The 26,374-nt window shown below is 67.4% G+C and carries 27 protein-coding genes and 1 tRNA gene; 13 read left to right on the top strand and 15 right to left on the bottom strand.

The genetic code is table 11. The features are described 5' to 3' along the window. Nucleotides 1-55: 55 nt before the first annotated feature. The 4 genes from pabB to msrA all read left to right on the top strand — a co-directional run bounded on the left by pabB (nt 56) and on the right by msrA (nt 4,045). On the top strand, nt 56-1,828 hold the full coding sequence (gene pabB / locus LLW23_RS10120; RefSeq protein WP_228948534.1) for an aminodeoxychorismate synthase component I: 1,773 nt from the start codon (nt 56-58) through the stop codon (nt 1,826-1,828). A 26-nt stretch (nt 1,829-1,854) separates the two neighbouring features. After that, complete coding sequence (locus LLW23_RS10115; protein WP_228945168.1) at nt 1,855-3,054, top strand: pyridoxal phosphate-dependent aminotransferase; 1,200 nt, start codon at nt 1,855-1,857, stop codon at nt 3,052-3,054. A 168-nt stretch (nt 3,055-3,222) separates the two neighbouring features. Next, entirely contained in the window at nt 3,223-3,354 is a 132-nt protein-coding gene (locus tag LLW23_RS17530) for a hypothetical protein (RefSeq protein ID WP_270049229.1), read from the top strand. Nucleotides 3,355-3,391: 37 nt separating this feature from the next. Then, on the top strand, nt 3,392-4,045 hold the full coding sequence (gene msrA / locus LLW23_RS10110; RefSeq protein ID WP_408642041.1) for a peptide-methionine (S)-S-oxide reductase MsrA: 654 nt from the start codon (nt 3,392-3,394) through the stop codon (nt 4,043-4,045). 29 nt (nt 4,046-4,074) lie between these two features. Here the strand turns inward: msrA and LLW23_RS10105 are convergent, their stop codons facing one another. From LLW23_RS10105 to LLW23_RS10075, 7 genes are all read right to left on the bottom strand, one after another. Beyond that, on the bottom strand, nt 4,075-4,212 hold the full coding sequence (locus LLW23_RS10105) for a Trm112 family protein (RefSeq protein ID WP_228948532.1): 138 nt from the start codon (nt 4,210-4,212) through the stop codon (nt 4,075-4,077). Between the two features lie 41 nt (nt 4,213-4,253). Beyond that, nucleotides 4,254-4,871 carry an LON peptidase substrate-binding domain-containing protein gene (locus LLW23_RS10100; RefSeq protein ID WP_228945166.1) on the bottom strand — a complete coding sequence of 206 codons (618 nt, stop codon included), beginning with the start codon at nt 4,869-4,871 and terminating at the stop codon, nt 4,254-4,256. Then, nucleotides 4,868-5,764 (bottom strand): tetratricopeptide repeat protein, encoded by an 897-nt coding sequence (locus tag LLW23_RS10095; protein WP_228948531.1) that lies wholly within the window; start codon nt 5,762-5,764, stop codon nt 4,868-4,870. Before LLW23_RS10095 ends, LLW23_RS10100 begins: the two co-directional genes overlap by 4 nt. 106 nt (nt 5,765-5,870) lie before the next feature. Continuing rightward, nucleotides 5,871-6,719, bottom strand: a complete 849-nt coding sequence (locus LLW23_RS10090) for a TorF family putative porin (protein WP_228945164.1) — start codon at nt 6,717-6,719, stop codon at nt 5,871-5,873. 266 nt (nt 6,720-6,985) lie between these two features. After that, entirely contained in the window at nt 6,986-7,684 is a 699-nt protein-coding gene (locus tag LLW23_RS10085) for a carbonic anhydrase (protein WP_228945162.1), read from the bottom strand. A gap of 31 nt (nt 7,685-7,715) precedes the next feature. Then, the gene (locus tag LLW23_RS10080) at nt 7,716-9,101 is read right to left on the bottom strand and encodes an ATP-binding protein (protein ID WP_228945161.1); all 1,386 of its coding nucleotides are present in this window, start codon (nt 9,099-9,101) and stop codon (nt 7,716-7,718) included. Next, nucleotides 9,098-9,808, bottom strand: a complete 711-nt coding sequence (locus LLW23_RS10075; RefSeq protein WP_228945159.1) for a response regulator transcription factor — start codon at nt 9,806-9,808, stop codon at nt 9,098-9,100. The genes LLW23_RS10080 and LLW23_RS10075 overlap by 4 nt, the downstream gene beginning before the upstream one ends. Nucleotides 9,809-9,961: 153 nt before the next feature. On the opposite strand from LLW23_RS10075, the gene LLW23_RS10070 reads away from it, so the two are divergent. Together LLW23_RS10070 and LLW23_RS10065 are read left to right on the top strand one after the other, a co-directional pair. Continuing rightward, a tRNA-Gly gene (locus LLW23_RS10070) sits at nt 9,962-10,036 on the top strand. Between the two features lie 111 nt (nt 10,037-10,147). After that, a complete protein-coding gene (locus tag LLW23_RS10065; RefSeq protein WP_228945157.1) occupies nt 10,148-10,948 on the top strand; it encodes a DUF72 domain-containing protein in 801 nt (266 codons plus the stop codon). Nucleotides 10,949-10,974: 26 nt separating this feature from the next. On the opposite strand, the gene LLW23_RS10060 is transcribed toward LLW23_RS10065, so the two are convergent. Both LLW23_RS10060 and LLW23_RS10055 read right to left on the bottom strand, forming a co-directional pair. Continuing rightward, the gene (locus LLW23_RS10060) at nt 10,975-11,880 is read right to left on the bottom strand and encodes a hypothetical protein (RefSeq protein ID WP_228945154.1); all 906 of its coding nucleotides are present in this window, start codon (nt 11,878-11,880) and stop codon (nt 10,975-10,977) included. A 24-nt stretch (nt 11,881-11,904) separates the two neighbouring features. After that, nucleotides 11,905-12,576 carry a uroporphyrinogen-III synthase gene (locus LLW23_RS10055; RefSeq protein WP_228945152.1) on the bottom strand — a complete coding sequence of 224 codons (672 nt, stop codon included), beginning with the start codon at nt 12,574-12,576 and terminating at the stop codon, nt 11,905-11,907. Between the two features lie 145 nt (nt 12,577-12,721). Between LLW23_RS10055 and tsaD the strand changes: the two genes are divergently transcribed. From tsaD to LLW23_RS10040, 3 genes are read left to right on the top strand one after another with little or no spacing between them, the layout of a single operon-like run. Beyond that, nucleotides 12,722-13,747 (top strand): tRNA (adenosine(37)-N6)-threonylcarbamoyltransferase complex transferase subunit TsaD, encoded by a 1,026-nt coding sequence (tsaD, locus tag LLW23_RS10050; protein ID WP_228945151.1) that lies wholly within the window; start codon nt 12,722-12,724, stop codon nt 13,745-13,747. Next, nucleotides 13,744-14,715 carry an NAD(P)H-dependent glycerol-3-phosphate dehydrogenase gene (locus LLW23_RS10045; protein ID WP_228945148.1) on the top strand — a complete coding sequence of 324 codons (972 nt, stop codon included), beginning with the start codon at nt 13,744-13,746 and terminating at the stop codon, nt 14,713-14,715. Before tsaD ends, LLW23_RS10045 begins: the two co-directional genes overlap by 4 nt. Beyond that, nucleotides 14,712-15,233, top strand: coding sequence for a DUF1697 domain-containing protein (locus tag LLW23_RS10040; protein ID WP_228945146.1), 522 nt, complete (start codon nt 14,712-14,714; stop codon nt 15,231-15,233). The genes LLW23_RS10045 and LLW23_RS10040 overlap by 4 nt, the downstream gene beginning before the upstream one ends. 18 nt (nt 15,234-15,251) lie before the next feature. Here LLW23_RS10040 and LLW23_RS10035 read toward each other — a convergent pair whose 3' ends face one another. Beyond that, nucleotides 15,252-17,105 carry an AsmA family protein gene (locus LLW23_RS10035; protein WP_228945144.1) on the bottom strand — a complete coding sequence of 618 codons (1,854 nt, stop codon included), beginning with the start codon at nt 17,103-17,105 and terminating at the stop codon, nt 15,252-15,254. A gap of 54 nt (nt 17,106-17,159) precedes the next feature. After that, nucleotides 17,160-17,321, bottom strand: coding sequence for a DUF1674 domain-containing protein (locus LLW23_RS10030; protein WP_228945142.1), 162 nt, complete (start codon nt 17,319-17,321; stop codon nt 17,160-17,162). A gap of 41 nt (nt 17,322-17,362) precedes the next feature. Here LLW23_RS10030 and LLW23_RS10025 point away from each other — a divergent pair, with 41 nt between their 5' ends. The 4 genes from LLW23_RS10025 (at nt 17,363) to purH (ending at nt 22,726) form a co-directional block, all read left to right on the top strand. Further along, on the top strand, nt 17,363-18,673 hold the full coding sequence (locus LLW23_RS10025; protein WP_228945140.1) for an RsmB/NOP family class I SAM-dependent RNA methyltransferase: 1,311 nt from the start codon (nt 17,363-17,365) through the stop codon (nt 18,671-18,673). Between the two features lie 25 nt (nt 18,674-18,698). Beyond that, nucleotides 18,699-19,358: a ribulose-phosphate 3-epimerase gene (gene rpe / locus LLW23_RS10020; RefSeq protein WP_228945138.1), complete on the top strand. Its 660-nt coding sequence runs from the start codon at nt 18,699-18,701 to the stop codon at nt 19,356-19,358. Beyond that, nucleotides 19,355-21,088, top strand: coding sequence for a heparinase II/III family protein (locus LLW23_RS10015; protein WP_228945135.1), 1,734 nt, complete (start codon nt 19,355-19,357; stop codon nt 21,086-21,088). The genes rpe and LLW23_RS10015 overlap by 4 nt, the downstream gene beginning before the upstream one ends. Nucleotides 21,089-21,154: 66 nt before the next feature. Further along, a complete protein-coding gene (gene purH, locus LLW23_RS10010) occupies nt 21,155-22,726 on the top strand; it encodes a bifunctional phosphoribosylaminoimidazolecarboxamide formyltransferase/IMP cyclohydrolase (RefSeq protein WP_228945133.1) in 1,572 nt (523 codons plus the stop codon). A gap of 226 nt (nt 22,727-22,952) precedes the next feature. Here the strand turns inward: purH and LLW23_RS10005 are convergent, their stop codons facing one another. The 4 genes from LLW23_RS10005 to LLW23_RS09990 form a co-directional block, all read right to left on the bottom strand. Continuing rightward, nucleotides 22,953-24,041, bottom strand: a complete 1,089-nt coding sequence (locus LLW23_RS10005; protein ID WP_228945132.1) for an MBL fold metallo-hydrolase — start codon at nt 24,039-24,041, stop codon at nt 22,953-22,955. Nucleotides 24,042-24,069: 28 nt separating this feature from the next. Further along, nucleotides 24,070-24,474, bottom strand: a complete 405-nt coding sequence (locus LLW23_RS10000; protein WP_228945130.1) for a hypothetical protein — start codon at nt 24,472-24,474, stop codon at nt 24,070-24,072. A gap of 61 nt (nt 24,475-24,535) precedes the next feature. Then, nucleotides 24,536-25,204, bottom strand: coding sequence for a DUF1013 domain-containing protein (locus LLW23_RS09995; protein ID WP_228945128.1), 669 nt, complete (start codon nt 25,202-25,204; stop codon nt 24,536-24,538). A 149-nt stretch (nt 25,205-25,353) separates the two neighbouring features. Then, nucleotides 25,354-26,370, bottom strand: coding sequence for a glycosyltransferase family 4 protein (locus LLW23_RS09990; protein WP_228945126.1), 1,017 nt, complete (start codon nt 26,368-26,370; stop codon nt 25,354-25,356). Nucleotides 26,371-26,374: the final 4 nt, after the last annotated feature.

Raw genomic sequence — 26,374 nt, 5'->3', positions numbered from 1 at the left:
TGCTAGCCCGCCGCCTGCTCTTGCCGCAAGCCGGATGCGCGGGCATGGCGCGCGCATGTCGCCCGATGCGCCTTTCGTGCTGCTCGACGATGCTCGGGCCGACGGCGCCCCAGCGCGGCTCTATCACGATCCGGTCGAGGTGATCGCGGCCGCGACGATCGACGCCGTTCCTGCCGCGCTGGATCAGGTGCGTGCAGGTGTTGCCGCTGGGCACCACGTCGCCGGCTTCATGTCCTACGAGGCAGGTTTCGCGTTCGAGCCGCGCGCCGGAGCTGGCGAAGCCGCGCCTACGCCGCTCGCCTGGTTCGGCCTGTTCGACGGTTATGACGAGATCGCCGACGTTCCCGCCCGGCTCCCGAACCCTGCCGGGGCGTGGGTCGGCACGCCCGCGCCGCAAGTGTCGCGCAGCGCATATGACGCGATGTTGACGGCAGTGCTCGATCTGATCGCGGCGGGCGACATCTATCAGGCCAACCTCACCTTTCGCGCACACGTCGCCTTCGCTGGCGATCCACTCGCGCTTTATGCCGCCGTCCGCGGACGGGCGCGAGCTGGCTGGGGCGCAATCGTCGCCACTGGCACCGACACTCTGCTGTCTTTCTCGCCCGAGCTGTTCTTCCGGCTCGACGGTGACGGGCTCACCTGCCGCCCGATGAAGGGCACCGCGCGTCGTGATCCCGACCCCGCTCGCGACGCCGCGATCGCACGCGGGCTCGCGGCGGACGAGAAGCAACGCGCCGAGAACCTCATGATCGTTGATCTGATGCGTAACGATCTGTCGCGCGTCGCCGTCGCTGGCAGCGTCGCGGTGCCCGAGCTATTCGCCGTCGAGCCCTACCCCACCGTCCACCAGATGACCTCGACCGTCACCGCCACGCTTGCGCCCAGTAACGACGCTGTCGACGTCCTTGGCGCCTTATTTCCGTGCGGCTCGATCACTGGCGCTCCAAAAGTCCGCGCGATGCAAGTGATCGGCAATGTCGAGCGCGGCGCACGCGGAGCCTACACCGGTTCGATCGGGCGCATTGATCCCAGCGGTGACGCACAATTCAACGTCGCAATTCGCACGCTCCACATCCACGGCAGTGACCCTCATGCGACGCTCGGTCTCGGCGGCGGGATCGTCGCCGACAGCAGCGCCGACGCTGAATGGGACGAGGCACTCGCCAAAGGCGCTTTCCTTACCCACGGACAGCGCGATCCCGATCTGATCGAGACGATGCGCTTCGACCCGGCCGAGGGTATCTTGCTGGTCGAGCGCCACCTTGCCCGCCTGCGCGACAGCGCCGCCGCCTTCGGCTTTACGTTCGACCGGCACGATGCGCGCAACGAACTCCAAGCCGCGACCTTCCGCTTGCGTAAACCGGCAAAGATCCGCCTGCTCGCCGCGCGGTCGGGCAAGATCGCGATCGAAGTCGCGCCACTGCCAACCGTCCCTTCCGGCCCGTTAAGGGTCGCGCTGGTGCCGCTGCCCACCGAGCCCAGTGACTTCCGCCTGCGTCACAAGACCAGCGACCGCGCCTTCTACGACGACGCCCGCCGCGCAAGCGGCGCGGACGAAGTGATCTTCCTCGATCCCGACGGCTTCGTCACCGAGGGCAGCTTCACCAACGTCTTCGTCGCGCGCGATGGCCTTCTGCTCACCCCGCCGCTTGCCCGCGGCCTCCTGCCCGGCGTGCTGCGCGCCGAGCTGATCGCACAGGGTCGCGCCGTCGAACAAGATCTGACCGCCGCCGATCTTGCGCACGGGCTGCACGTCGGGAATGCACTGCGCGGTCTCGTTCCGGCAATCGTTGCGGTTGCGACATCGATCCCTGCGTCGCTATAGCCACCGCGCCCCACAGGAGCCGCACGATGAAGACTTCCGCCGCGCTGGACCGTATCAGCCCGTCGCCGACGCTGGCAATCACCACCAAGGTGCAGGAGCTGAAGCGCGCCGGTATCGACGTCATCGGCCTCGGCGCGGGCGAGCCCGATTTCGACACGCCCGACTTCGTCAAGGAAGCCGCAATCGAGGCGATCCGCCGCGGCCAGACCAAATACACCAACGTCGATGGCACGCCCGAGCTGAAGGACGCGATCGTCGCCAAGTTCAAGCGCGACAACAGCCTCGATTACACGCCATCGCAGGTCAGCGTGAACGTCGGCGGCAAGCACACGCTTTTCAACGCGCTCGTCGCGACGGTCGAGGCCGGCGACGAGGTGATCGTCCCTGCACCTTATTGGGTAAGCTATCCCGATGTCGTGCAGTTCGCCGGCGGCACCCCGGTGGTGGTCGCGGCCGGGCCGGAGCATGGCTACAAGCTGACCCCCGCCATGCTCGAGGCAGCGATCACGCCACGCACCAAGTGGCTGATCCTGAATTCGCCGTCGAACCCGACTGGCGCCGCCTACTCCGCGGCAGAGCTGAAGGCGCTTGGCCAGGTGCTCGAACGTCACCCGCACGTCTGGATCTTCGCCGACGATATGTACGAGCATATCATTTACGACGACTTCCAGTTCACGACGATCGCGCAGGTCTGCCCATCGCTCTACGAGCGCACGCTGACGGTAAACGGCTGCTCGAAAGCATATGCGATGACCGGGTGGCGGATCGGCTTCGCTGGCGGCGCGCCCTGGCTGATCAAGGCGATGGCGAAGCTCCAGTCGCAGTCGACGAGCAATCCCTGCTCAATCGCGCAAGCTGCGGCAGTCGCGGCGTTGAACGGTGACCAGTCGTTTCTCGCCGAACGCAACATCGCATTCAAGACGCGGCGTGACGTCGTTGTCGCAATGCTCAATGACACGCCGGGCATCGTCTGCCCAACTCCCGAGGGCGCTTTCTACGTCTATCCCGAGATCTCCGGCCTGATCGGCATGACGACGCCCGGCGGCAAGACGATTGCGACCGACAGCGAGTTCGTCGGCTATCTCCTCGAAGACGCGCGCGTCGCTGCCGTCCAGGGCGTCGCCTTCGGCCTCTCGCCCGCGATGCGCATCAGCTACGCCACCAGCGAAGCGATCCTGCGCGAGGCCTGCACCCGCATCCAGCAGGCCTGCGCCGCGCTGACCTAATCGTCGGCGCATGTTGCAGCGTGGAAACGATCGCTTTCACGCTTGGACATACCCGCGCAACACCCGGCTCACTATATCGGACTGTGCGATGAACAGCCGCTCAAGCGGCGGTTCAGGCATCCGCGGCTAACTCCGCGTCGTACTATTAACGAACGAAGAGAAAGTCCGATGAACCGCATCCTCAAGTCCAGCTTCCTCTGGCAGTTCGCCGGCGGATTCGTGCTCGGTGCGGTAGGACTGCTCACGCTTAATCCGACGACCGATCCCGTCTCTGGCGCGCGCGTCGGACAGGTCCGCTGATCCTTTAAGAAGCGTCGCAGAACCCCATATCATGAAGATGCGACGCCTGATCATCCCCGCAACACTCGCCGCCGTCACGGCCGCGATGTTCGCCTTCCCTGCTCCTGCCGAGCGCGCAGTAGTGATACCTGCCGCGTCCCGCGACGTGCCCGCCGCTTCTGGCCTACAAACTGCGATCCTGGCTGGCGGTTGCTTCTGGGGCATGGAAGCGGTGTTCGAGCGCGTGAAGGGTGTTCGCGCAGTAACCTCGGGCTATGCCGGCGGCGACCGTGCTACAGCCAATTACGCGGCGGTCTCCACCGAGCGGACGCGCCATGCCGAGGCGGTTCGCATCGTCTACGATCCGCGTCAGGTCAGCTACGCAACGCTGCTGCGCGTCTATTTTTCGATCGCGCACGACCCCACGCAGCTAAATCGCCAAGGCCCCGACACCGGCCCGAGCTATCGCTCCGCGATCTTCCCGCAGAACGCTGCGCAGCGCGACGTCGCCAACGCATATGTCGCGCAACTCGCCAAAAGCAGCGCCTATTCGCGTCCGATCGTTACTCGCCTTGAAAGTGGCGCCTTCTTCCCGGCGGAGGAAAATCACCAGCAATTCTACGATCGCAATCCCACTCATCCCTATATTGTCAGGTGGGACAAGCCGAAAGTAGCGGCGTTCAAGGCCGCGTTCCCGACGCTCGCGCGATAGTCGGTTGTGCGACGCTGCCTGCGTGCAATTTAAAGCGTCCGAGCTTCTTCCACCAACAGAACCGCCACGCCGTCCTTAACGGGATACGCTAGCCCCGCTGCCTCCGAGACGAGTTCCCGCGCCATCGGGTCCCAGATCAACGCCGTCCGCGTCATCGGGCAGACCATCCGCTCCAGCAACCACGGGTCGATCGTTGCCGGCGCGTCACTCACTGAAGCGTCACCCGATCTTCACCATCGTGGCGGCCGAAAAACTGCATTAGCTGCACGATCAGATCGGCGCGAACCGCAATTCCATCCGCCTCCAGCAACGCCTGCTTTGCCGCAACGTCGAACGGTGCAATCTGAGCAATCCCATTGACGAGGCTCTGGTCGTCGAGCCGCGTCACCGCTTCCCAATCGACGGCATAGCCCTGACGCTCGGCAAACCGCCGCGCCTCCATCTCAAGCGCTGCTCGGGCGCCAAGCGACAGCGTCTCGTCGCCACGTCCCGGCAGCAGTTCCGCTTCAACCTGACGGAACAGAGTCGTCACGGTCAGCTCGCGCGAAACCCGGAACAGGGATAGCCCTTCGAGCACCAGATTGGATCGCCCATCTTCGAGCATTTCGATCTCGGCGATCCGCCCCACGCAACCAATGTCGTAGAGCGCCGGCCGATCGCCGGAACTGGGCCCCATCGCGCGCGGCTGGATCATCCCGATCCGCCGATCGCGTGCCATCGCGTCGGAAACCATCGCGCGATAGCGTGGCTCGAACACGTGTAGCGGAAAGTGCATGCCCGGGAACAGCAACGCGCCCGGCAGCGGGAAGATCGACAGCCGCGTCATCCGAACAGGATCGCCGAGAGCCGGCGACGCTGCGCCGAGACCCACGGATCTTCCAGTCCGACCACTTCCAGCAGCTTCAGCAATTGCTGCCGTGCCGCGCCTTCGCTCCAGTCGCGATCCTTCGCGGTGATCGCGAGAAACCCGTCTGCCGCAGCGTCGCGGTTCCCGCCTGCCATCTGCGCATTGGCGAGGTCGAAGCGCGCTTGCAGATCGTCGGGATCAGCCGCGACGGCGGCCTCGAGCGGGGTGAGATCATCAACCGCAGGCGCCGACCGCGCGAGCGCCAGCGCCGAGCGAGCGCGGTCCATGTCGGGTCGCTTGGCGACATCCTCGGGCAACGCGGCGAGCGCCGCATCGGCCTCGTCATGTGCGCCAGCCGCGACGAGCGAACGAATACGGCCCGACAACACCGCGGGATGCTCCGGCGCCATTTCGAAAAGCTGATCGAAGACCGACAGTGCCCGAACCGCGTCACCTTCGGCCAGCACTTCCTCGCCCATTGCGATCAGCGGCTCTAACTCCGCCTCCTGCGACTGCGCTTCGCCCGTGATCGGCAGTTGGCGCAGCAGCTGATCGATCGTGGTGCGCAGCTGTGACTCGGTGCGCGCGCTCGTTAGGTCAGCAACGAGCTGGCCCTGAAACATCGCATAGACGGTCGGAATCGATCGGATCTGGAATTGCGCGGCGATGAACTGGTTCTTGTCGGTATCGACCTTCGCCAGCACCACGCCCTTGTCGGCATAGTCGGCGGCGACCTTTTCCAGCAGCGGCGTCAGCGCCTTGCACGGGCCGCACCATTCCGCCCAGAAATCGATGATGACGAGGCTCGTCATCGACGGCTCGACCACGTCGCGGCGGAACGCCTGGACGGCGTCCTTTTCCGCGGCACTCATTCCCAGCGTAGCCAAGGGCTGCTCCCGATACCTAGATCAGCCCCTTATGTGGTGACGGGCCGGGGGAAGCAAACCCCCCGGCCCGCTATCGATCGTCGTCGTAGACTTAGAACACTGCGGTCAATGACACCACGACCTTGCCGTTCGCGATCGACCCATCGCCGTCCTGCCCCTTGCTGAAGCTCGGCTGCAGGTAGAACGCCTCGTTATCGTTGATGTCGGTATCGACATAGGCAACGCCCAGCGTCAGCGGCGTGCCGGGAACGGCGAGATCGGCGCCGAGCAACCAGTCCATATACTCGCCGGTCGGCGCAACGCTCGTGGCGAACGGCCCGAGGCCGGAATTGCCCTTGGAAAAGCCGACATGCCCCTTGAGCGTGATGGGCGTATTAGGAACGCCTGCCGTGCCGTCCACCCAGAGATAGAGGTTGTCGTTCTTGTCGCCTGGATCGTCATAGACCCCGTTGAAGGCCGATGTGCCGTTGAAGTACCAGGCGCCCAGCGCCTCCTGCTTCGGCGCATAGGCGAGGCCCGCGGTCAGGCTCGCCGGACCAAGGGTGCCCGAAACCTTGATGTACGGCTCGATGAAGTCGGTGTTATCGAAGCCGCCCGGATACATGTACCAAGTAGCGCCGATGTCGACGGTCACCGCATCGAACGTCCGTTTGTAGCCGGCCACGAGATCCAGCTCCATGTTGGCGCCACCGAACGTACCCCAGCCAGCGAGGTTTGAGCCCCAGGTGCCGATGTAGACGCCGCTTTCATGCGCGATGGTGAAACCGCCCTGCACGGCCAATTCTTCATCGCTCTGCGAAACGCCGCGGAAGCGATAGTCGGAAACCAGGCCGACGCTACCCGACACGGTGATCGGCTTTGGCGGCTCCGCATCCTGTGCAGAAGCCGGAAGGGCGAAGGCCGCTAGCATCGCGGCCGGGATGTACTTCAGATACTTCATGGAACCTCCTATTGGCAGAGGCTCCTCCTGCTTTCGATCCGCCCACGCTCCTCCTCCCCCCAAGGGAGCGGTCGTAGGCTGGTCGACTTGATGGACGCTACCGCAGCATTGTGGCCATATTGTTGCTGGCTTACGTCAAAAGATTGCTCGAGAGTCGGTTCACGCGCGCAGTGTGGCAATACGGACACGCTGGTGGCCGCCACCGCCCATGCGTCGGTGGCAAGTGCCCAAAGCGTCTACGCTGGGGCGCCCGCCACCGACTTGCTTTACGCGGCCACTTCGTCCTTCACGAAGTCGGCCGCAAGGCGTTTGGCGGCAGGCTGCGCGACCGGCAACGCAGTGTCTCCACGCACCACCTCGAAGCGATTGGTATCCCCATTCAACGCGAGCATCTGGCCGGCGTGAATATCGACGAACCAGCCGTGCAGCGCGATCTCGCCGCGCGCGACGCCGGCCGCAACCGATGGGTGTGTGCGCAGGTGCGCCAGCTGCACGACCACATTCTCGAGGCTGATCGCACGCACGCGCTCGGCATCGTCGATGTCGGTGTAGCTCGTGTCCACCACCTGCCGGGCAGCAGTGCCATGCCGCAACCATGCGACCACGTTCGGCATGGTCTCCAGCTTCGCCGGATCCCCGGAAAGCCCCTTCATCGCACCGCAATCTGAATGGCCGCAAACGATGATGTCACGAATGCCGAGCGCGAGAACGGCGTATTCGACAGTAGAAGTGACGCCACCGTTCTGCGTCGAATATGGTGGGACGATATTGCCGGCGTTGCGGCAGACGAAGAGGTCGCCGGGCTTGGCCTGCATGATCTGCTCGGGAACCACGCGCGAATCCGCGCAGCTGATCATCAGCGCCTTGGGCTGTTGACCGTCGGTCGCGAGCTTGTTGTAAAGCGCCCGGCTATCCGCGAACACCTCGGTCTCGAAATTGAATACACGGCCGATCAGTTCGTTCACGTGCGCTGCTCCTTGAAATACAGCACCCTATCTACGGATTGGACTTTGCTGAGGCGCCGCTTGCGTGTTTACTTTTGTGTCCCGCCCCGGCCGCGCGCGCGATCGGCAATGTCACAGTCGCCACGAGCCCGCCCGCCGGACAATTGGCGAGCGCAAGCGTTCCAGCTTCGGCCTCGATCGCCTGGACAACGATCGGCAGGCCCAGCCCGAAGCCGATCGTGTCACGGCCGCGTGCCGGATCGAGCCGCACGAACGGCTCGAGCACGTGCGCCATCTCGCTCTCGGGTATCCCCGGCCCGTCGTCGAGCACGCGCACCGTAACGATCCCGTCGCCCGGCTCCAGCTCCACCGACACGCGCGTGCCGTAGTGCAGTGCATTCTCGACGAGGTTGGTCAACGCACGCTTCACCGCCAGCCGCCGCAGCCGCAGCTCGAAATGATCCGGCCCCACGTAATGCGCATCGCGACCGCGATCGATCGCATCGTCGACCAACGTCGCGCACATCACCGCCAGGTCGATCGATGTCGCCGCTTCGGGATCCGCATCGCCACCGAGGAACGCAAGCAGCGACGTGATCATCGCCTCCATCTCGGCCACGTCATGTCCGATTGCGTCACGGGTGTCGGACCCCACTCCAGCGCCCGCCAGCGCCTCGGTGCGCAATCGCAGCCGCGCGAGCGGGGTGCGCAGGTCGTGGCCGACTGCGGCAAGCGCTTGCGTGCGCGCACCGATCAGCGCGCCGATCCGCTCCTGCATCCGATTGAATGCCGCGACCAGCCGGCGCACTTCCCCGGGCCCGTCTTCGGGCACCGTCCCCACCGTATCGTGGCCGACGCGATCGGCTGCTTCGGCCAGCCGGCGCAGCGGGCGCAACGCGCGGCGGATCATAAGCCCGCCCAGCACCATTAGCGCCAATGCCGGCACCAGCGCGAACACGATCCGCTCGATCGCCAGGTCGATCTTTGCCACTGCCTCGAGCGTACGGAAGTGCAACCAGCTCCCGTCGCGCAGCAGCAGCGCCCCCTTCACCCGCGAGCTTCGCCCCGGCGAGATCAGCCGCAGCCGAAGATCGCCGTTGCGCAGCGTCGGCTCCCAATCGACGATCTGCCGCCGCATCTGATCGAGTGCCGAATCGACGCCGGGGCTGATGGCGGACATGCCGTCCCAATGCACATCGTAGCGGTCAGTGGTCAGCTGCGCGGCGATCGCTGGCCGATCGGCCGGCTTGCGCTCCTCGATCAGCCGCCGGCTGATGACCAGATGCTCCGCCAGCCGCCGCGCTTCGTCGTCACGAACCGAAAATTCGCTCGCCCGCTCATACAGCAGCGTCGACACACCAAACTCGATCACCATCGTCAGCAGCAGAATGGCGACGACCTGCCCGAGCAGACCGATCGACGGCAGCAGTCGCTTCAACTGCGCTCCACCGGCACGTTCAGCATGTAGCCGACACCCCGCACCGTCACGATCGGCGCCTGCTCCCCGACGCTCGACAGCTTGCGCCGCAGCCGGCTGACGAGCACGTCGATCGACCGATCCGAGCTGTCGCCCAGCCGCGTACGCGACAATTCGATTAGCCGTTCGCGCGCGATCACGCGCTGTGCATGGTCGGCAAGCACGACCAGCAGGTCGAACTCGGCGCCGGTCAGGTCCACCGTCGCGCCAGTCGGCGACGTCAGTTCCCGGCGCGGCAGGTTGACCGTCCACCCCTCGAACCGCAGCATCCCCTGGTCGCCCTCGCCCGAGCGACGGTCGAGCGCAGGTCGGCGCAGCACTGCGCGCACCCGCGCCACCAGTTCACGCACCCCGAACGGCTTGGCGATATAATCGTCGGCGCCCAGCTCGAGGCCGACGACACGATCGGTTTCGCTCGAACGCGCCGAGATGAAAATGATCGGAACGTCGCTTTTCTGCCGCAGCGACCGGCACAGATCGATCCCGCTGGTGCCGGGCAGCATGATATCGAGCAGCACAAGGTCGACCGGCCCCGAATCGAGCGCAAGCCACATCTCGGGCGCGGCCGAGGCTGGACGGACCGAAAAGCCGTTTTCCTGCAAAGCGCGCGCGGTGAGCATGCGCAGCGCTGGATCGTCCTCCACGAGCAGGATGGTAGGGGCGGTCATTCAATAGGCGAGGTAGGCGGGAACGGCCGCTTCGGTCAATCTCGCGGACTTTCCTGCCGCGGGGATGCTACTGGGGCTTGCGGGTCTAAAAGGCCGATGCTAAGGGCCGCGCCTCACCCAGCCCCGGAGCCTTCCGGGACTTATGGCGCCAGAGCGGGCGTAGCTCAGGGGTAGAGCACAACCTTGCCAAGGTTGGGGTCGAGGGTTCGAATCCCTTCGCCCGCTCCAGCCGTCGTGCGCAGCGATCGGCTTTGTAGGCCGCAGCTTCGACGGCGGCGCAGCAAGCGAAGATCTACGACACGGCTTCGCGGCGTCGCTCTGACCTTCTAAGCCAGACCGATGACGAACGCAGCGATTCGAGTAGGTATCGGCGGTTGGACCTACGAGCCCTGGCGCGGCACTTTTTATCCCGAAAAATGGCCGATCAAACGCGAGCTCGAATATGCCAGCCGCCACGTCACCGCGATCGAGGTGAACGGAACCTATTATAGCGGGTTCAAGCCGGCGACGTTCGAAGGCTGGGCGAAAACTGCACCCGACGGGTTCGTCTTCGCGCTCAAGGCCTCGCGCTTCTGCACCAACCGAAAGGTGCTGGCGGAGGGCGGCGAGTCGATCCAGCGCTTCGTCAGTCAGGGTATTGTCGAGCTCGGCGACAAGCTCGGCCCCATCCTCTGGCAGTTCATGGCGACGAAGAAGTTCGATCCGGACGACTTTGCGGCGTTCCTCGCGCTGTTGCCGCCGACGCAGGACGGCGTTGCACTGCGCCACGCGATCCATGTTCGGCATGAAAGCTTCGCCGTTCCCGCCTTCATCGCCATGTGCCGCGCGGCTGGCGTGGCGATCGTCTTCGCCGATTCGCAGGACCACCCGGCGATCGCCGACGTGACCGCCGACTTCGTCTACGCCCGGCTGGAGGACGCGCTGGAGGACGAGCCCGCCGGTTACGCTCCGGCAACGCTCGACCGCTGGGCCGAAGCCGCCCGGACCTGGGCAGCGGGCGGCGCACCGGAGAGCTTACCGTATGTGGAGAATGCGGCCCCACCGACCACGCCGCGCGAGACGTTCGTATTTTTCATCAACGGCGCCAAGGTGCGCGCGCCGGCCGGCGCGCAGGCCTTGATCGAGCGATTGCGCGCCTAACCCGATCGACGGCAGAGATCAGGTGATCAGCCCGCCGGCGGTGGCGGAAGCACCGGCACAGCCATGGTCGGCACAACCGGCACAACCGCCACCGGGATCGTGCCCACGATCGCCGCCGTCTCCAGCGTGTCGAGCGCACGCCGCGCCGCGACGTAGCGCTCCGCCGCCGCGGTCCAGTTCGTCGCTTGTGCCGCGCCCGGCAGCCGGCCGACCTCGGCCAGCGCCAGCTCGACCTGCCCGGCATCGAGCATCCGCTGCGCGCGGGCGAAGCGGTCGGCCGGCAACGGCGATGGGACATTAGCGTCGTGCAGCACGATGAGGCTGCGAAACTCGCGCGCCAGCCCTTCATACCAGCCGTCTGCGCCCGTGCTCAGCAGCACCGTGCTGTTTGCATCGAGCGCTTGGCGCAGCGCCTCGATCGTCACCGGATCGCGCGCCGCCTGGATTACCGTTACCACTGCGCGCTGCTGCGTCTGGCCGAAGCGCGCGCGCAACTGCTCCTCGAGATAGCCGAGCGACGTACCGCGCTCGATCGCCCGCCGCGCCGCGAATGCGACCAGGATCGCCTCGGCCCGGCCGGCACGATCCGCCGATGCCGCGACATCGCCGCCAATCGCCGCCGCCCGCGCCTCGATCGCCGCCAGCTGCGCCGCCAGCGCGCTTTCGCGGGTGGCGAGCGTCAGCGCATCGGTGGGAGCGGCAGGTGCCATGGCGACGGGAGCGACCGGCGCCGGCTGCGGCGTGACGACGGACGCGCTGGGCTGGGCACTCGGCGCCTTGCTATCGGCCAGCCAGCCATTGCCTTCGCCATCGCGCATCCCGACCCACATGAGCGCGAGGCCGATCGCGAAGACCAGCGCCACGGTGATGACGAACGGACCGATACGCGAACGGCGCGGGGCGGCATCGTGCGGCGGCGCAGCATCATCCATATCGGTCTTATCCCCGCGCGCGCCTCACCGGTCAATCGCGAGCGTCGCCGCTACCGCGACCAGCGCCGCATCGTCCGGCGTCTCGGCGACCGCGATCGCGGCCCATCCCTCTCCGGCGGCCGCTTCTACCGCACCACTGATCACCGCGAGCCGCACGTCCGCACGCGACACCCCGTCGCGCTCTACAAGGCCAACGAAGTGGCGCGCGGCGCGTGTCGAATGCAATAGCACCACCGCGCCGCGCGCCACGTCCAGCGTCCCAGCCAGCGGGACAAGCGGCTCGCTGGCGTACACGATGATATCGGCAACATCTTCGAGCAGGGTACGCTCACGGCCGGTCAGGCGCACGATGCGGTTCCAGCCGCTTGCTTTAGCCAAGGCGAGCGCGGCGACCGCATCACCCTCCCCAACCGCGACGACATCCAACCCCGCAGCGCCCGCAGCATCCGCGGTGGCTTGCCCCACCGCGACCACCGGCAGATCGCGACACGCCTCCAGCCCGGCGCCCGCGTGGCGCACGGCATTCGCGCTGGTCAGCAGCAACGCATCATGCGCGCCTGCCGTCGGCGGCTTCCACACCAGCGGAGCGACCGCGAACAGCGGCAGACAGACTGGTTGCAACCCGGCCGCTGAAAGCCGCCTCGCCGTCGCTGCGTCGCCCGGCGCAGGACGCAGTATCAGCACCGGGCGGCTCATGTCCCAATCCTAATTGAAGGCATACGACTCGGCCAACCGTTTTCGGCCTTATGTGTCCTGAGTTCGAAGGTCGCCGCCACGAACCAATCTATTCACCGCGCGGTCGGCTTCGACAAGCTTCGGGCGAACGGGTAAGCGACGGGCGATGCTCATCCTCGGCCTCGAATCCTCCTGCGACGAAACCGCTGCCGCGCTGGTTACCGGTGACCGGCAAGTGCTCGCGCATCGCCTCGCCGGGCAGGAAGCCGCGCACCGCCCGTATGGCGGCGTCGTTCCGGAGATCGCCGCGCGCGCGCATGTCGAGGCGCTGGAGCCGCTGATCGCCGCCGCGCTGGCCGATGCTGGCGTCACGCTGGCCGACGTCGATGCGGTTGCCGCAACGGCCGGGCCGGGGCTGATCGGCGGCGTCATGGTCGGGCTCGTCACCGGCAAGGCACTGGCGCACGCCGCGGGCAAGCCGCTGATCGCGGTCAATCATCTCGAGGGCCATGCGCTCAGCCCGCGACTGTCCGATCCCGATCTCGAATTCCCCTATTTGCTGCTGCTCGTCTCCGGCGGGCATTGCCAGTTGCTGCTCGTGGAGGACGTCAACCGGTATCGCCGGCTTGCGACGACGATTGACGATGCCGCCGGGGAAGCGTTCGACAAGACCGCCAAATTGCTCGGTCTCGGCTTCCCCGGCGGCCCCGCAGTCGAGCGCGCTGCGCTGCTCGGCAACCCCAAGGCGGTGCCGTTACCGCGCCCGCTGCTACGCTCACCCGAGCCGCATTTCTCCTTCGCCGGGCTGAAGGCCGCGGTCGCTCGAATCGTCGGCGATTATTCCCCCGAGGATATCGCCGCCTCGTTCCAGGCGGCAGTGGTCGATTGCCTGGTCGACCGCACGACGCGTGCCATCGCGCGCGCCGATGGGGCGACGGCCCTGGTGGTTGCGGGCGGCGTTGCGGCAAACTCGGCGGTCCGCACTGCATTGGCAGCGCTCGCGACGGCGCACGGCTTGCGCTTCGTCGCGCCGCCGCTGTGGCTGTGTACCGACAATGCCGCGATGATCGCCTGGGCCGGCGCGGAGCGCTTCGCCGCCGGGCTGACCGACGCGCTCGACGTGGCCGCACGCCCGCGCTGGCCGCTCGATCCGACTGCCGAAGCGGTGCGCGGGGCAGGGGTAAAAGGGTGAAGATCGGGGTCATCGGTGGCGGCGCGTGGGGCACGGCGTTGGCGCAAGTCGCCTCTCGCGGGGGCAATGTGCTGCTCTGGGCGCGCGAGCCCGACGTGATCGATGGCATCAACGCGCGCCATGAAAATGCGGCGTTCCTCCCCGGGGTTGCGCTGTCACCCGCGATCCGTGCCACTGACCGCCTCGACGATCTCGCCGACTGCGAGGCTGTGCTCGTCGTCGCACCGGCGCAGCATGTCGGCGCAGTGCTCGCCGCGACCCCGGTCGGTGACACGCCGCTGGTGCTGTGCGCCAAGGGGATCGAGGCCGGCACCCGGCGGCTGGTCGGCGAGGTCGCGCAAGCCGCGCACCCGCACGCGCCGATCGCGGTCCTCTCTGGCCCGACCTTCGCACACGAAGTCGCCGCCGGGCTGCCCACCGCCGTCACGCTCGCCTGCGCCGACGAAGATCTGCAGGCACGGCTCGCCGCGCGGCTCGCCGGCCCTGCGTTCCGCCCCTATGCCTCGACCGACGTGATCGGCGCCGAGATCGGCGGGGCAGTGAAGAACGTGCTCGCGATCGCGTGCGGCGTCGTCGAAGGAGCGGGCCTCGGGCAGAACGCCCGCGCAGCGCTGATCGCGCGTGGTTTTGCCGAGATGACGCGATTTGGGATCGCGCGCGGCGCGCGGCCTGAAACGCTCGCCGGACTGTCGGGGCTCGGCGATCTCGTCCTCACCTGCTCATCGACGAGCAGCCGCAATTTCTCGCTGGGGCTAGGCCTCGGTCGCGGTGAGCGTGCGGCTAACCTGCTTGCCGACCGCCGCACCGTTGCGGAAGGCGCCTTCACCGCGCCAGTGCTCGCCGAGGCCGCCGCCGAGGCCGGGATCGACATGCCGATCACCGCCGCGGTGTGCCGCTTGCTTGACGGCGTTCCCGCGCGCGACGTGATCGAGAGCCTCCTCGCTCGCCCCCTGCGCGACGAGATATGACACGCTGGGCCGCCCTGCCGCGCGCGATCAACGCGGGAAAGACGCTCAGGATGGCCGACTTGCGCGCGTTCCTTTCAGCGGAAGGAATGACGGACGTCGCAACCTTGCTCGCCTCGGGCAACGCGGTGTTCGGGTGCGACATGATTGATCCTGCCGCAATCGAGGCGCGTCTTAAGGACGCAGCGCGGCAGCGTCTTTCACTCGAAACCGAATGGTTCGTGCGCAGCCATGAAGATCTGGCCCGGGTAGCTGCCGCCAACCCCTTCCCTGATGCGACCGCCGCCCGGCCAAATCGGGTGTTGGTGCTGTTCCACCACGCGCCGGTCGATCCCGCGCGCCTGCCCCTTGATTACGGCGGCCCGGAACGCTTAGCCGCCGTCGGACGGGAGGTGTTCATCGATTATGCCGAGGGGATCGGCCGATCGCTGCTTGAGCCGGTGATGGCACGCGCGAAGCTTCCTCCGTCGACCTCGCGCAACTGGAATACGCTGCTCAAGCTGGTGGAAGCCACGCGATAGCCCGTCCCGGCGCCCCGCCTACCGCAGCACCTGTGCCGACAACCCCGCGCAATCCGCATCCTGCGCCACCGGCCCCTGCCGCCCGGTAATCGCGCGCCCAAGTGCCCGGAACACGTTCCCGACCGATTTCACCTCGCGCGGGACCACGATATTCGGCTGGCTGATCGTCCCCGTCATCGTCGCCGCACCGGGGAGGCGCAGAACCGCGTCGTGCTTGGGCGCACCGCTCAGCCGGATTGCGAGCGTCTCTCCTGGAAACGTCAGCGTCCCGGCGCCATCGAGCCGGCTCTGCGACGTATCGACCACGAACGGCCCAGCCTGCCCCACCCCGTTGCGGATCGCGAAGCCGACAACGACGCAGCGCAGTATCGCCCGATCGTCGCTCCGGGCGAGCAAGGCGCTGCCCGCATCGAAGCCGAGCGCCTCGGCGATCTCGCGCGGCAGTTCGCCATCGCGCGCCGCAATCCCGATCCTCCCGCTCGACCGCGCGACCGCCGCGCGCAACGTGCCGCCGCGCCCGACCAGCAGCACGCGCCCATCGACCCGCCCAGTCACCGATCCGCCGCCACCGCCCAGTGCCGGCACACTGCTGTCAACCAGCCGCAGATCGAGCCGCACGATCGGCACCGGGCCATTGTCGCCTTGGTCGATCATCGCACGCCCGGTAATCCGCCCCTGCCGCATCCCGATCGCCAGCGGCGCCACGGTCAGCACGCGATGATCGAGCACCAGCGTGCCCGCCAGACTCGTCAGTGATGACGGACCCTGCCGGCTGACGATCCGCCCGACGCGGAAGGCGATCCGTCCGTCGGTCCGCCCAATCTTGGCGAGGTTCACCTGCGTATCGGGCACCACCCGCGGCCCGATCGCGCGCTTTTTCGCCGCTTCCAGCGCCAGGCCCTCATCGGAGGAGAAATCGTCGAAATCAAGCTGGCGCGACTGGAACGTGCCGTCGAGCTTCGTGCGCCCGTCGATCTTTGCCACCGTCATTTTGCCCGACAGATCGGATCGTCCGATACGCCCATCGAGACGATCGATAAGCCAACGCCCAGGCCCACGCCGGACATGCGCCGACAGCACAACCGGCTGCGAGCGGAACAGTCCAGCCTCGATAACGGCGTCGATCAGCTTCAGATCGCGTGCCTGCGCCGTCACGTCGAGCGTCATGTGATCGGTATCGAGCGGCGCCGCCATCGTGCCCTTGGCGTGCATCGTCAGGCCGTCGCCCGCCATGCGCGCGTCGAACGGCCAAGGGCTCTTCGTCTCGTCCGAGATCGCCGGCGCCTGAATTGCGACCCGCACCTTGGCCCCGCGCACGTCGCCCGAGCCTCGCAGCCGAAGCCCGCTCCGCGCGTCTGATGCCACCGCGAGGTCGAAGTTGCGCCCCTGCTTGGCGTCGCGATAGATCAGTCGCGAATCGCGCACCGTCAGCGCATCGAGCCCGCCGCCACCCGATCCGCCGCGCCGCTCGCTGCCTTGCCAACTCGCGCGGCCGTCCTTCGCGCGCACCAGATTCATTTGCGCGCGGGCGATCGACACGTGCCGCAACGCAAGCCGCCCGGTGAACAGCGAAAGCGCGCCGAACCCGATCTCCATCTGTCCGATCCGCGCAAGATCTTGTGGCCCCGCCCATGCCGGTCCCGGCACGCGTACATCACGAAGCGCGATCGTTGGGGAAAAGCCGAAATGATCGACACGCTGCATCTCACCGATCGTGACCGGCCGCCCGAACCGGTCGGTCATGCGATCTTCGATCACGCCTTTCAGCATGCCCCACGGAAAGGCAGCGAGCAGCAGCAGGAGCGCGACAAATAGGGCGGCGATCGCCGCAAACGCGATGCGGACGCGGCGATCGGCAAAAAGGCGGGACATTATCGATGAGACTCCCGCCGATCGGGGTTCGTTCCGTCCCCGTATCGCTTCAAATCAGAAGTCGATCGCAACGCCCTTCTTCTCCCAATCGCCGTAGCGCACCGGATCGCGGCCGAGCGGGTCTTCTGCCGGGCGTTCCATCGGCGCCGGTTTGGGCACCGGCGTGTTGGGTGTGAGATAGGCCGGCGGCTTCACATTGGCGGGGCGTTTCGACATCGGCTCTTCCGGTTGCGGCGTTCACCCGCCACATGGGCGCGATGCCTGCCCCCGCCAACCCCCACCCCGCCCCGCCATCGCCTGCGAAGCCACGCCGCCCGGCCGATCCACCCGGCACCGCGGCGCGCCGCGCCGCGATGCGGCTGCTCGATGCCGTCCTGCGCCGCGGCGATCCGCTTGAAGCCGCGCTGCCGGCCGCGACGCGCGATCTGCGCGAAGCGAATGACCGTGGGCTCGCGCATGCCATCGCCGCCGAGGTGCTGCGCCGACTGCCCGATCTCGACGCGCTGATCGATACCGCGACGCGCCAGCCGCTGCCCGAGGATGCCAAGGCGCGCACCGCGCTGCGCATCGCGCTCGTCCAGACGCTCGCGCTCGGCACGCCGCCGCACGCCGCCATCTCCACCGTTCTGCCGCTGGTCGATGGCGGGCCACGCAAGCTCGTCCACGGCGTGTTCGGCACGCTGACGCGCAACGCCGTCACCCTCCCCGACGTGCCGACGCTGCCCAAAAGCGTTGCGGACCGCTGGCGCGCCGCTTGGGGCGACGAGATGGTCACCGCAGCCGCCGCCGCGATCGCCACGCAGCCACCGCTCGACCTGACGCTCGCCGATCCCGCGGGTCTCGCGCCCGAAGGCGTCGCGCTGACGCCGCACCATCGCCGGCTCGTCGATGCGGCGCCCGTCACGCAACTGCCCGGCTATGCCGAGGGCAATTGGTGGGTGCAGGATCTCGCAGCCTCGCTCCCCGCGCGCCTGCTCGGCCGCGGGCCGGGAACCGCGCTCGACCTGTGCGCCGCACCCGGCGGCAAGACGATGCAGCTCGCCGCCGCCGGCTGGGACGTGACCGCGCTCGAACTCTCGCCCACCCGCGCCGCGCGGCTGCACGAAAATCTCGCGCGCACGCGGTCGCCGGCCAAGGTGGTGATCGCTGATGCGCTCGATTGGGAACCGACCGACCCGATCGACGCGCTGCTGATCGACGCTCCGTGCAGCGCGACCGGCATCTTCCGCCGCCACCCCGACGTGCTGTACCGCGCGCACGCCGGCATCATCGCCGAGATGGCCGCGCTGCAGGCCCGATTGCTCGATCGCGCCGCAGGCTGGGTGCGCCCCGGCGGGCGCCTGGTTTACGCCACCTGCTCGCTCGAACCTGCCGAGGGGGAGGAACAGCTCACGCGCTTCCTCGCCGACCATCCCGAATACCGCCTCGAACCACCGATCGCCGACGAACTACCCGCCGGCATCACGCCGCACCCCGACGGCCACCTCCGCATCCTGCCCGGCACGCTTGCGGCGCAAGGCGGCTGCGACGGCTTTTTCATCGCCCGGCTCGTGCGCGCTTCCGCCTGATCGAAACCGGCGTTAACGCTTGATCATGAAGCCAGTCCGTATTGCGCCATCGATCCTCTCCGCCGACTTTGCGAAACTCGGGGAGGAGGTACGCGCGATCGACGCGGCCGGCGCCGACTGGATTCATGTCGATGTGATGGACGGGCATTTCGTGCCCAACATCACGATCGGCCCCGCCGTGGTGAAGGCATTGCGCCCGCACACCACGAAGCCGTTCGATGTCCACCTCATGATCTCGCCGGTCGACGCCTATCTCGACGCCTTCGCCGACGCCGGCGCGAACACGATCACCGTCCATCCCGAGGCCGAACCGCATATTCATCGCTCGATCCAGCACATCAAGTCGCTGGGCTTGCGCGCGGGTGTCGTGCTCAATCCCGGCACGCCGGCCAAGATGCTCGACTACCTCATCGACATGATCGATCTGGTGCTGGTGATGAGCGTCAATCCAGGCTTCGGCGGGCAGAGCTTCCTCGACGGCCAGCTCAAGAAGATCGCCGCGATCCGCAAGATGATCGACGCGAGCGGTCGCGACATCGATCTCGAGGTCGATGGCGGGATTGATCAGCGTACCGCACCGCTCGCCATCGCCGCCGGCGCCGATGCGCTCGTTGCCGGCACCGCGACCTTCCGTGGCGGGCCTGACGCCTATGCCGCCAACATTCGCGGCTTGCGCGGCGGATGAGCCTGCCCGACGTGGATCCCGCCGCCGACGGGATTGACGAGGGCAAGCGGCTGATGCGTGTCGGCGGCGACAAGGGCCTGTCGCTGGCCGAACGGCTGACCGACCGTTTCCACCGGCTGACGTGGCGCACGCCGATCCACAGCATCCGGCTGAAGGGCCGCTACCCGCTGAAGCTGATCGCGGTGCCCGACGATCCGCTGTTCGGCGATGTCGCGCGCGGCAAGGCGCTGCTCGAGGGCCGTCTCGCCTTTCGCGGCGAAAGCCATGCGATCGAAGGCCTCGACCTGCGTACCTTCGTGCCCTCGCCGGCGCTCGCCGACCATCTCCACAGCTTCGCGTGGCTGCGCGATCTCTCCACCGTGGCAACGCGCGCGCAGGCCGCGCCGATCGCCGAGGATCTGATGTCGCGCTGGCTGGCGGCGCATGCCGAAAAGATCACGCCGCTCGCCTGGCGGCCGGACCTATGGGGCCGACGCATCCTGTTCTGGACCGCGCACGCGCCGCTAATCCTTTCGTCGGCCGATCTCGTCTATCGATCGAAGGTGCTGAATGCGCTCGCACGCGGCGCGCGGCATATCGACAGCAGCGCCGACAAGGCGCCGCCTGGCCTGCCGCGGATTGCGGCATGGTGCGGGGTGGTCGCAGCGGGGCTGCTGATCCCAGGCGGCGATCCGCGCCGCGCGTTCGGCGAGGCTGGGCTGGCGCGCGCGCTCGTCACCGGGCTATTCGAGGACGGCGGCACGGTGAGCCGCTCGCCCGAAGCGCTGCTCGAGATTGTCGGGCTGCTGGCGATGTTGCGCGAGACCTATGCCGCGCGGCGGCTGGATCTGCCCGCTCCCGTGCAGGACGCGCTGACGCGGATCGTGCCGGCGCTGCTCGGCGTTTGCCATGCCGATCGCGGGCTTTCGAGCTGGCAAGGCGGTGGGCCAGTCGCCGCCGATCGGGTTGCGCAGGTGATCGAGGCGAGCGGCATCCGCACCCGCCCGCTGCGTCAGGCACGCGACTGGGGCTATCAACGGCTCGCCGCGGCCGGCGCAGTGCTGATCATGGACGCAGCGCCGCCGCCGGTCGCGCGCGTCGTCGAGGGCGGCTGCGCCTCGACGCTAGCGTTCGAGTTTTCCGACGGGCCAGCGCGGATCGTGGTGAATTGCGGCGGCGCGCGCGCGGCCGACGCGCGGCTGTCGCCCGGTCTCGTCGCAGGGCTGCGCACCACCGCCGCGCATTCGACGCTGACGCTCGCCGACACCAATTCGACCGCGATCCATGCCGACGGCACACTCGGCCGCGGCGTTGCCGAACTCGAGCTCAGCCGCCAGGAATCGGAAAACGCCAGCCGGATCGAGGCGAGCCACGACGGCTATGTCCGCCACCATGGCTTCGTCCACCGCCGCCAACTGGTGCTGACCGGCGACGGCAGGGAAGTGCGTGGCGAGGACGTGCTGCTGCCCAAGGGCCGCCGCCGTAACCCCGGCGCGACGCCATTCGCGATCCGCTTTCACCTCGGCCGCGGCGTCGAGGCCTCGCCTACCGCCGACGGATTGGGCGCGGTGCTGCGTGTGCCCGGCGGCGCAATCTGGCAGTTCCGCACGCGCGGTGGGGCGCTGGCGGTGGACGACAGCCTGTGGATCGACGGCGACGGCCGCCCACTCGCCACGCAGCAACTGGTGGTCACCGCCACGGCCGAAGCCGGCGGCGCGACGATCGGCTGGGCCTTGAAGCGCGCGCGGTGACGGGTAAAGGGCGCGGCGACGGTACATTCCACTCGGGAAATGTTTCGCCCCGCCCCTAGGAACACCATGACCAGCATCCCCATCCGCCGCGCGCTCCTGTCAGTCTCCGACAAGACCGGCGTCGTCGAACTCGCCACCACGCTAGCCGCGGCAGGCGTTGAACTGGTGTCCACCGGCGGCACGGCCAAGGCGCTGCGCGACGCTGGGCTCGACGTACGCGACGTTTCGGACCTGACCGGCTTTCCGGAAATGATGGACGGCCGCGTCAAGACGCTGCACCCGATGGTTCACGGCGGGCTGCTCGCGGTGCGCGACGATCCCGCGCACACCGCCGCAATGGAAGAACATGCGATCGGCGCGATCGATCTCGTCGTCGTGAACCTCTATCCTTTTGCACAGACCGTCGCAAAGGGAGCCGCGCGCCCCGAGGTGATCGAGAACATCGACATTGGCGGGCCGTCGATGGTTCGCTCTGCCGCGAAGAATCACGCGTTTGTAGCGATCGTCACCGACCCCGCCGATTATACGATCGTCGCCAAGGGCGAAACGACGCTTGACGAACGCAAGCGCCTCGCCGCGAAGGCCTTCGCCGCCACTGCAACTTATGACGCGATGATCGCCAGCTGGTTCGGCTTCGCCGACCAGGGCGAGCGCTTTCCTGCCACGCTCCCGTTCGTGCTCGAAGCGCCCAGCGTGCTGCGCTACGGCGAGAATCCGCACCAGCAGGCCGCCTTCTACCGCCACGCCGGCCGGTCGGCGTCCGGCATCGGCCAGGCCCGCCAGGTGCAGGGCAAGGAACTGTCGTACAACAACCTCAACGACGCCGACGCTGCGCTCGAACTGATCGCCGAGTTCCGCGACGCCGAGCCGACCTGCGTCATCGTCAAGCACGCCAATCCGTGTGGTGTCGCCACAGCCGGCTCGCTAGCCGTCGCCTATGAGGCGGCGTTCGCGTGCGACACCGTCTCGGCATTCGGCGGCATCATCGCACTGAATCGCACGCTCGACGTCGATACGGCGCGGGCGATCACCGGAATCTTCACCGAAGTCGTCGTCGCGCCCGATGCCGACGAAGAAGCAATCGCCCTGTTTGCGGCAAAGAAAAACCTGCGCCTGCTGCTCACCGGCAGCCTGCCCGATCCCGCGCGCGGCGGGCTGGCGGCCAAGACGATCGCCGGCGGCTGGCTCGTCCAGTCCCGCGACAACGGGGTGCTCGCCGACGACATGCTGAAGGTCGTCACCAAGCGCCAGCCGACCGCACAGGAGCTCGCCGACTGCCGCTTCGCCTGGTCGGTGGCCAAGCACGTCAAGTCAAACGCGATTGTCTATGCCAAGGGCGGCAGCACCGCCGGAATCGGCGCAGGCCAGATGAACCGCCTCGAATCCGCCCGCATCGCGGCCTGGAAGGCGAAGGACGCCGCCGACAAGGCCGGCTGGATGGAGCCGCGCACGATCGGCTCCGCGGTGGCATCGGATGCGTTCTTCCCCTTCGCTGACGGCTTGCTGGCGGCAGTAGAGGCCGGGGCCACGGCAGTGATCCAGCCCGGCGGCTCGATTCGCGATGCCGAGGTGATCGCGGCGGCGGACGAAGCAGGGCTGGCGATGGTGTTCACCGGGATGCGCCACTTCCGGCATTGATCCGCGGACGCGCACGCCCTTCCCACCACCGTTCGTCCCGAGTAGCCATCGAGCGCAGCCGAGATGGCGTACCGGGGGACAGGTGTGTCTCGATACCGGTTCTACGAACCCTACTCGACACGAACGGATCAAATAAATCCGTTCGCCCTGAGGAGCTGCTGAGCGAAGCGAAGTAGCGTCTCGAAGGGCATCGCCACAAGCCGCTGCGAACGGTGGTAAATGGCCCTCAAACCCGCCCGTACCACCAGACCCCGTCCTTCACCTCGCGCACCGCACGCCCCTCGACCACCAGCCGCCGCAGATGCGCCAGCGACTCGCCCGTCGCCATGCCGATCACGTCCGGTCCGATCGGCCGGCGGAACAGCACCTTGAAGCAATCCGTCGCGCGCACCGGTCCGTCCGCCATCAGAGCGACAATTGCATCGAGCCGGTCGAGATGCTCGTCGCGCAGCGCGTCGAGCCGCGTGTGCAGCCCGTAGAATGGGTCGCCATGACCCGGCAGCACCAGCAGATCCTCGGGCAGCTGCTTGAACTTTTCGATCGAGGCAAGCCAGTCGCCGAGCGGATCCTCGTTGATCTGGCTCACGTGCATCGAGATGTTCGAGCTGATCTTCGGCAACACCTGATCGCCCGCCACCAGCACGCGCCGCTCGTAATCGACCAGGCACGCATGTTCGGGGCTGTGCCCGCTGCCGGTGATGACATGCCAGTCGCTGCCGCCGATCCGCAGCACATCGCCATCCTGAATGCGCGTATACATCAGCGGCATCCGCGCGATCATCTTGCCGAAGTTCGACCAGCCACGCCCGGCGCCACGCGACACCTGTTCCGCATCCCAGCCGCAACCGCGCCAGAAGGCGAGCTGCTCCTCGGGCACTTCGGGCCGCGAATCGGCGGAAAACAGCCGGACCATCAGCCACTCGGTGCGCGTCATCACGATGTCCGCATCGTCGAAGCGCCGCGAGAGCCAACCGGCGAGCCCGACATGATCCGGATGCATATGGGTGCACAGGATGCGCCCGATCCGTTGCCCGGCGAGCGGGCCGTCGATCACCGTCTTCCACGCCTCGGTCGAACGAGGGCCGGCGGTGCCTGTATCGATCGCGAGCAGATCGGCGCCGTCATCGAGGATCAAGCCGTTGACGTGCTTCAACGGCCCCGACATCGGCACCCGCCACCAGCGAATGCCGTCCATCACCGTCAGGAGCTCGCCCGGCTGCGGGCCACGGTCACCGAACGGGAAATTGAGGCCGGCCCAGCTCGTCGGGGTCAACCCCTCGTCGCTGATCAGCGTGCGTTGATATGCGGTCGCCATAGCGGAAACGCTATCAGCATAACTTCCGTTACGTCGAGCCGTTAATTGTGGAAGGAACGATGCGGGCAACCATCAGCACCCCGGCGATCGGGAGCAGGATGCCCGCAACCTGCATCCACATCGGATGTGGGATCATCATGAACGACGAAATCGCGCCGGTGACCACCGTCGCAGCGACAAACCACCCTGCTACTGACCAGCGCGCGATATTCAGCGCGGCAAACGCACCCACCGCCGCGCCGAGGAACCAGGCTGCAACCACGGAGATCTTCGCCGGCATCGACATGAGATCGACGAAGCGCGAAGCTTGTAGCGGATCGTTCATGTCGATCCCCGTGGGCGGCGGGAATAGCGTGTGGCTGATCAATTCGATCACGGTGATGGTCGCGATTGCCGCAACGACGCCGACGATTACCCCCAATACCTTCCGCATTTGACTCATTCCGTTCTGGAGCCGGAACGAGCCTAACACGGCCGCGGGCGGGAGACCAAGATCAGCGGCGGAACGGGTCGTCGAAGAACGGCTTGGGCGCGGGCACGGTGCCCATCTCGACATCGCGGGCGGCCTGCTCGCGTTCGGCGCGCAATTGCTCGATCAGCGCCTCGCGGTCGCCGTCCAGCCGCGTGTCCACAGGTGCCTCGACCCCGGCCTGCTTCGCCGCCTTCGACACTGCCGAATCGAGCTCGCGCTGCGTCGTGAGACCGAGCGTCACCGGATCCTTCGGCGTGATGTTGCCGATGTTCCAGTGCGAACGGTCGCGGATCGCGGCGATCGTCGTGCGCGTGGTGCCGATCAGGTTCGAGATCGCGCCGTCGGTGATCTCGGGATGGTTGCGGATGATCCACGCGATGCCGTCCGGCTTGTCCTGCCGCTTCGAGACCGGCGTGTAGCGCGGCCCCTTGGTGCGGCGGACCTGATCGGGGCCCTTGGTGATCTTCAGGCGATACTTGGGGTCGGCCTGACCCTTGTCGATCTCGTCCTGCGTCACTTCGTGCGTGCGCACCGGATCGCGCCCGGTGAGCTTGGTCGTCGCGGTATCATCCGCGATCGCCTGCACCTCGAGGATGTGGAGCCCGCAGAATTCCGCGATCTGCTCGAAGGTGAGCGACGTATTGTCGACCATCCAGGAAGCGGTCGCGTGGGGCATGAGCGGCTGGGCCATGCGGGGTGCCTTTCGGTAGAAACAAATAGGGCCGCCCCTTACCGGAGCGGCCGCTTGACCTTGGCGATCTAGTGCGCGCGCGGCTTCAGGGCAAGCGCCGTGCGTCGCTGGCAGAATTCAGGTGGGACAGTCGTAGTGGATCGTTAGCGCTAGGCGGCTCGCGCAAGGTCGATCGGCGTCAGCGCGCCCAGGAATTGCTCGGCACTCGCCCGCCACGTGAAGCGCGCCCCGGCCGCCGCGCACGCTGCCCGATCGAGCGCGAGCGCGCCCGTGACCGCCTGCGCGAGATCATCGTGCATCACCCCCGTTTCGGGCGTCAGCACATCAACCGGCCCCGGCACGCGATAGGCCGCGACCGGCGTGCCGGAGGCCAGCGCCTCGATCATCACCAGCCCGAACGTGTCGGTGCGGCTCGGGAACACGAGCACGTCAGCCGCGCGATAGCAGGCGGCGAGCGCCTCGCCGAACTGCGGCCCCAGGAAATGCGCCTGCGGGAAGCGCTGGCGCAGGCCGGCGAGCGCAGGCCCGGCGCCGACCACAACCTTGCTGCCGGGGAGCGGCAGAGACAGGAACGCCTCGATATTCTTCTCGACCGCGACCCGCCCGATGCACAGCATCACCGGACCCGGCAGCGCCGCCATCGTCGCATCCGCCGGCCCGTGCGCACTGAATTCGCGCGACACGCCGCGACCCCAGCGGCGGATGCTCGTCAGCCCATGCGCCTCGAGCGACCGCTGGATGGTCGGCGTCGATACGAGGATCGCGGCCGCCGGGCGATGGAACCAGCTGATGAAGCGCCACACCCATTCGGGGTCGGCGCCTGTCCGCGCGGCGACGTAATCAGGAAATTGCGTATGGTACGCGGTGGTGAACGGCATCCCGCGATCGAGGCACCAGCGCCGCGCCGCCAGGCCAAGCGGGCCCTCGGTCGCGATATGCACCGCCTCGGCGCGGAAGGCGGCGATGCGCTTGCCGACCGCCGCGCGCCCGGCGATCGCCAGCCGGATCTCCGGGTAGGTCGGGCACGGCAGCGAGCGGAAGGCGTTTGGCGCGATCACCATCGCCTCATGCCCCATCGCCGTCAGCTCGCGCGTCACCGATTCGAGCGTGCGGACGACACCATTCACTTGTGGTGCCCACGCATCGGTGACGATCGCAATCCGCACTGGG

The sequence above is a fragment of the Sphingomonas radiodurans genome (genome assembly GCF_020866845.1).
GTDB classification, from domain to species: domain Bacteria; phylum Pseudomonadota; class Alphaproteobacteria; order Sphingomonadales; family Sphingomonadaceae; genus Sphingomonas; species Sphingomonas radiodurans.
The sequence above is the reverse complement of the archived record's forward strand: the minus strand, read 5'-3'. Positions and strand labels throughout refer to the sequence as shown.

Coding starts and splice junctions, on each gene's coding strand:
- pabB (WP_228948534.1), top strand. CDS start 56: ATGTCGCCCGATGCGCCTTTCGTGCTGCTCGACGATGCTCGGGCCGAC.
- LLW23_RS10115 (WP_228945168.1), top strand. CDS start 1,855: ATGAAGACTTCCGCCGCGCTGGACCGTATCAGCCCGTCGCCGACGCTG.
- LLW23_RS17530 (WP_270049229.1), top strand. CDS start 3,223: ATGAACCGCATCCTCAAGTCCAGCTTCCTCTGGCAGTTCGCCGGCGGA.
- msrA (WP_408642041.1), top strand. CDS start 3,392: ATGCGACGCCTGATCATCCCCGCAACACTCGCCGCCGTCACGGCCGCG.
- LLW23_RS10105 (WP_228948532.1), bottom strand. CDS start 4,212: ATGGTCTGCCCGATGACGCGGACGGCGTTGATCTGGGACCCGATGGCG.
- LLW23_RS10100 (WP_228945166.1), bottom strand. CDS start 4,871: ATGACGCGGCTGTCGATCTTCCCGCTGCCGGGCGCGTTGCTGTTCCCG.
- LLW23_RS10095 (WP_228948531.1), bottom strand. CDS start 5,764: ATGAGTGCCGCGGAAAAGGACGCCGTCCAGGCGTTCCGCCGCGACGTG.
- LLW23_RS10090 (WP_228945164.1), bottom strand. CDS start 6,719: ATGAAGTATCTGAAGTACATCCCGGCCGCGATGCTAGCGGCCTTCGCC.
- LLW23_RS10075 (WP_228945159.1), bottom strand. CDS start 9,808: ATGACCGCCCCTACCATCCTGCTCGTGGAGGACGATCCAGCGCTGCGC.
- LLW23_RS10065 (WP_228945157.1), top strand. CDS start 10,148: ATGACGAACGCAGCGATTCGAGTAGGTATCGGCGGTTGGACCTACGAG.
- LLW23_RS10060 (WP_228945154.1), bottom strand. CDS start 11,880: ATGGATGATGCTGCGCCGCCGCACGATGCCGCCCCGCGCCGTTCGCGT.
- LLW23_RS10055 (WP_228945152.1), bottom strand. CDS start 12,576: ATGAGCCGCCCGGTGCTGATACTGCGTCCTGCGCCGGGCGACGCAGCG.
- tsaD (WP_228945151.1), top strand. CDS start 12,722: ATGCTCATCCTCGGCCTCGAATCCTCCTGCGACGAAACCGCTGCCGCG.
- LLW23_RS10040 (WP_228945146.1), top strand. CDS start 14,712: ATGACACGCTGGGCCGCCCTGCCGCGCGCGATCAACGCGGGAAAGACG.
- LLW23_RS10035 (WP_228945144.1), bottom strand. CDS start 17,105: ATGTCCCGCCTTTTTGCCGATCGCCGCGTCCGCATCGCGTTTGCGGCG.
- LLW23_RS10030 (WP_228945142.1), bottom strand. CDS start 17,321: ATGTCGAAACGCCCCGCCAATGTGAAGCCGCCGGCCTATCTCACACCC.
- LLW23_RS10025 (WP_228945140.1), top strand. CDS start 17,363: ATGCCTGCCCCCGCCAACCCCCACCCCGCCCCGCCATCGCCTGCGAAG.
- rpe (WP_228945138.1), top strand. CDS start 18,699: ATGAAGCCAGTCCGTATTGCGCCATCGATCCTCTCCGCCGACTTTGCG.
- LLW23_RS10015 (WP_228945135.1), top strand. CDS start 19,355: ATGAGCCTGCCCGACGTGGATCCCGCCGCCGACGGGATTGACGAGGGC.
- purH (WP_228945133.1), top strand. CDS start 21,155: ATGACCAGCATCCCCATCCGCCGCGCGCTCCTGTCAGTCTCCGACAAG.
- LLW23_RS10005 (WP_228945132.1), bottom strand. CDS start 24,041: ATGGCGACCGCATATCAACGCACGCTGATCAGCGACGAGGGGTTGACC.
- LLW23_RS10000 (WP_228945130.1), bottom strand. CDS start 24,474: ATGCGGAAGGTATTGGGGGTAATCGTCGGCGTCGTTGCGGCAATCGCG.
- LLW23_RS09995 (WP_228945128.1), bottom strand. CDS start 25,204: ATGGCCCAGCCGCTCATGCCCCACGCGACCGCTTCCTGGATGGTCGAC.